Raw genomic sequence first — 4,168 nt, 5'->3', positions numbered from 1 at the left:
GGTCGCGATGCGCGAGGCTGCGTCCACCGCCGCGGGGCTGATCCGCGCGATCGAGGACGCGCGCGGCGAGGTGGAGGCGGCGGCCGAGATCGCCACGCGCGCCTCGGCGCAGGCCGGACGCGCGGTGGGGATGAGCGAGGCGTTGAGCGACCATGCCAAGTCGATCGAATCGATCCTGGGCCTGATCCGCGACATCGCGGGACAGACCAACCTGCTGGCGCTGAACGCCACGATCGAGGCGGCGCGTGCCGGAGATGCGGGTCGCGGCTTCGCGGTGGTGGCGCAGGAGGTGAAGAGCCTCGCCTCGCAGACCGCGCGCGCCACCGACGACATCGCCGCCAAGATCGCCGCCATCCAGTCGGCCACCCGCTCGACGGTGGAGACCAACGCCAGCATCAAGTCCACGGTGGCCGAGGTGCAGGAGTCGGCCGAGCGCATCCGCTACGCGATGGAGGCGCAGGCGCAGACCGTCACCGCCATCACCGCCGCCGTCGACGAGACCGCGCTGGCCGCCGACTCGATGAGCGACACGATCGCGGCGATCCGCGAGGACACGGAGGGGGTGGCATCCGAGATCGACCGCGTGGGCGCGGGCTTCGGGCGGCTGGACGGCCGGCTCGGCGACCTGAAGGCGAGCGCAGGGGAGTTCACGGCCAAGGTGGCGGCATAAGGGGGGCGGCCTGAGGGTGCGAAGGGAACGCCCGACGCCGTTCGTCGTCCCGACACCCGCTGCCGGAACGAGGACGCCGCAGGGGATATACCCGGCAAACCGGCCTGGTCCCTGCCCCTGATCTTGCCCCCTCTCCTTCCCCGCGTGATCCGTTCTTTCGCGCCGAATGGTTGTCTCCTGGGCGGGCCGCCGCTAGCACCGCGCCGCCGGCCTGGCCTCTCTCCAAGATCGCGCGGGTGTCCAGGCGGGTCGCCTTCGTGCCGAAACAGGGTATCGTTCAGGATCATGGAGGGACCATATCGGCCCGAGCGGCAAGACGCGTCCACATCCGCCCGCATCGCCGTCGTCTGCGACGGGTTCCTCACCTATGGGGGTTCCGAGCGGGTGGTCGAAGCCATACTACGCATCCATCCCCACGCCGATCTGTTCGCCCTCGTCGATTTCCTGCCGCCTCATGCCAGGGGCTGGTTGAACGGCAGACAGGTCCGCACGTCGTTTCTCCAGCATGTTCCTTTCGCACGTCGCCACCTGCGCAAGCTGGTGGCGCTCTGGCCGCTGGCGATCGAACAGTTCGATTTCGAAGGCTATGACCTGGTGATAAGCGTCCAGTTCGCGGTCGCCCATGGCGTGCTGACGAAACCTTACCAGCCGCATGTCGCCTACATAAGCTCTCCGATGCGCTACGCATGGGACCTTCAGGACGACCATCTGAGACAGGACGGTCTGGCGTTCGGCATGCTGGGGTTCACCACGCGGCGGATGCTGCACAAGCTGCGGATGTGGGACACGCTGGCCGGGCAGAGGCCGGATGCGATCGCCGCCAACTCTAGGTTCGTCGCCGAACGCGTCCGCAAATACTATTCCCGCAAGGGCGTCGTCATATACCCGCCCGTCTTCATCGACCGGTTCACCTATTCGACGGAGCCGCGGGACTTCTACCTCAGCCTGGGACGGCTGGTGCCTCACAAGAGGGTGGATCTCATCGTCGAGGCGTTCACCCGGATGACGGATCTGCCCTTGGTCGTCGCCGGGTCGGGTCCGATGCTGAAGGCGTTGCGGAAACGCGCGACGGCCAACATAACGTTCGTCGACGAAGTGAGCATGCCGGAAGCCGATCGCCTGATGGGGAAGGCGCGCGCCTACCTCCACGCCGCGGTGGAGGATTTTGGCATAACCCCCGTCGAGGCACAGGCGACCGGGACCCCGGTGATCGCGCTCGGCCAGGGCGGATTGCGCGAGACGATCGTCGGCGCTCCGGCCACGGAGCCGACCGGGCTGTTCTTCGATCGCCAGACGCCAGAGGCGATCGTCGATGCGGTTCGCCGCTTCGAGGCCTGCAGGGGGTCGTATTCCGGGGAAGCCTGCGCCCGGAACGCCGAACGGTTTTCGGAACGGCGTTTCGCGTCGGAGTTCCGGAAGCTGGTCCGCGAAGCGACCGGCCTGTCGTAGCCGCCTGGACATGAGGGACGTGGACTATGTCATCGTCGGGGCAGGGCTGACCGGAGCGACCATCGCGCGCATCCTCACGGATGCCGGTCGCAGCGTGTGCGTGCTGGAAGCGCGGGATCGGGTGGGCGGCAACGTCGCCGACGTCGTCCATCCATGCGGCATCCGGTTCAACCTGCATGGTCCCCACTATTTCCGCACCTCGTCCGCGCGCATCGAGGCGTTCGTCACGCGGTTCGCTCGCTTCTATCCGTTCTCCGCCAGGGTCATGACCCGTTCGGGCGGCGAGCTGTTCGACTGGCCGCTGCACAAGGCCGACTTCGACCGCTTGACCGCCGGGGGCGACGACCCGGCCGAAGAAGGCGCGGACACCGGACCGGCCGACAATTTCGAGACGCGGATGCTGTCGCTGATGCCTCGGCGAATATACCGCCGCTTCGTCCACGGCTACACCACCAAGCAATGGGGGGTGGCGCCGTCGTCGCTCGATCCCGGTCTCGCCAGTCGACTGGAGATCCGGGAGGACGGGGACGTCCGGCTGTCGCGAGCGACCTTCCAGGCGCTGCCATACGGCGGCTTCACCGGCTGGATCGAGAAGATGCTCGACGGGATCGAGGTGCTGACGGGCCGCGACCATCACACGCAACGGGAGGTGAGGTGGCGCCGCAGGCTGGTCTACACCGGATCGATCGACCGGTATTTCGACTATGTCCACGGCCAGCTACCTTACCGTACCCAGCGGCGAGACCACCGCTATCTGCCGGGCCGGCGCTTCGTTCAGCCATGCGGGCAGATCAACATCCCGGGGCTGGAGGACGGGCCGGCGGTCCGGACGGTCGAGTGGAACCACATGCTGGAAGACGCGGCACGGCCGGCCGCCGGCACCCTGCTCACCACCGAGACGCCGGGGACGGCCGGCGACTGGACGCAAGCCGAATACCCCTTCCCCAGTTCGTCCGCGCGCAGCCGCTACGAGGCCTATCTGAAGCTGGCTGGCGGATCACCGGATGTTCTTTTCTGTGGACGGCTGGGTGAGTACCGTTACCTTGACATGGATCAAGCGATCGGGAGAGCCATGGTACACGCGTCCCGCCTTCTGGAAGGGTCCTGAATGGCGGCCGGCGCTTCGCCACCGGCAGGGCAGCCTGTCGGGCAGCCCGCCGGACAGTCTAGGTGCGACGGGCATGACGCGACGCCTCGTCGACCCGTGACGCTCCTCGTCAAGCGGACGCTCGACATCCTTCTCGGCACGCTCCTGCTTCTCCTGCTGGCCGTGCCGATGGTCGGGATCGCCTGTGCCGTTCGGCTCTGTTCGCCGGGTCCGGCCCTGTACGTGACGATGCGGCATGGCCGGGGCGGGAAGCCGTTCGGGATGCTCAAGTTCCGCACGATGCGCGTGGCGACCGCCGCGCAGAGCGAGGCGTTCCGCGCGACCGTCGCGCGGACGGGCGTGCTGCCAAAATCCGCGGCGGACCCGCGCGTCACCCGGCTCGGCCGCTGGCTTCGCCGCAGCAGCCTGGACGAGCTGCCGCAGTTCATGAACGTGATCGCCGGCCACATGGCGCTCGTCGGCCCGCGCGCGATCATGCCCGAGATGCTGGCGCACGATCCTAAGTTCGCGCGCGACCGCGCCGTGGTTCGGCCCGGCATCACCGGCCTGTGGCAGGTGACCGCCCGCCACAAGAGCGGTTCCGTCGACGACATGAAGCTGCCCGACCTGGAGTATATCGCCCGGCTGTCGCTCGGGCTCGACCTGGCGATCCTCCTGAGGACCATGGTGGTGGTCGCCCGCGGGGACGGCGCGTTCTGACGAGCGGCCGGGTCGCGCGATCCGCCACGGCTGATGCCAAAGCGCGACGGCCCCGCTAAGCACGCCCCATGACCCACATCCTCCTGACCGGCGCGTCGCGCGGGATCGGCGCGGCATGCGCCGCCGCATTCGCCCGGACCGCCGACGCCCGGACCGCCGACGACCGGACCGCCGAGGCGCCGCTGCATGCGGTATCGGCCGAGTTTTTGACCGGCGACGCCTTGCTGGCGAGCGTGCTGGCC

Annotated in this window: 4 protein-coding genes; all 4 read left to right on the top strand. The window is 68.5% G+C overall.

Annotated features, from left to right (window positions below; genetic code table 11):
- Positions 1 to 670, top strand: a 670-nt coding sequence (locus tag HUV01_RS12950; protein WP_254606631.1) for a methyl-accepting chemotaxis protein, incomplete at its 5' end; no start/stop codon positions are given.
- Positions 671 to 955: 285 nt separating this feature from the next.
- Positions 956 to 2,119 carry a glycosyltransferase gene (locus tag HUV01_RS12945; RefSeq protein ID WP_174298639.1) on the top strand — a complete coding sequence of 388 codons (1,164 nt, stop codon included), beginning with the start codon at positions 956 to 958 and terminating at the stop codon, positions 2,117 to 2,119.
- 10 nt (positions 2,120 to 2,129) lie between these two features.
- Positions 2,130 to 3,227, top strand: coding sequence for a UDP-galactopyranose mutase (locus HUV01_RS12940; protein WP_174298638.1), 1,098 nt, complete (start codon positions 2,130 to 2,132; stop codon positions 3,225 to 3,227).
- 96 nt (positions 3,228 to 3,323) lie between these two features.
- Positions 3,324 to 3,926, top strand: a complete 603-nt coding sequence (locus HUV01_RS12935) for a sugar transferase (RefSeq protein WP_174298637.1) — start codon at positions 3,324 to 3,326, stop codon at positions 3,924 to 3,926.
- Positions 3,927 to 4,168: the final 242 nt, after the last annotated feature.

It is taken from the genome of Sphingomonas bacterium, assembly GCF_903643035.1.
In the GTDB taxonomy this organism is placed as follows: Bacteria; Pseudomonadota; Alphaproteobacteria; order Sphingomonadales; family Sphingomonadaceae; genus Sphingomonas.
The sequence above is the reverse complement of the archived record's forward strand: the minus strand, read 5'-3'. Positions and strand labels throughout refer to the sequence as shown.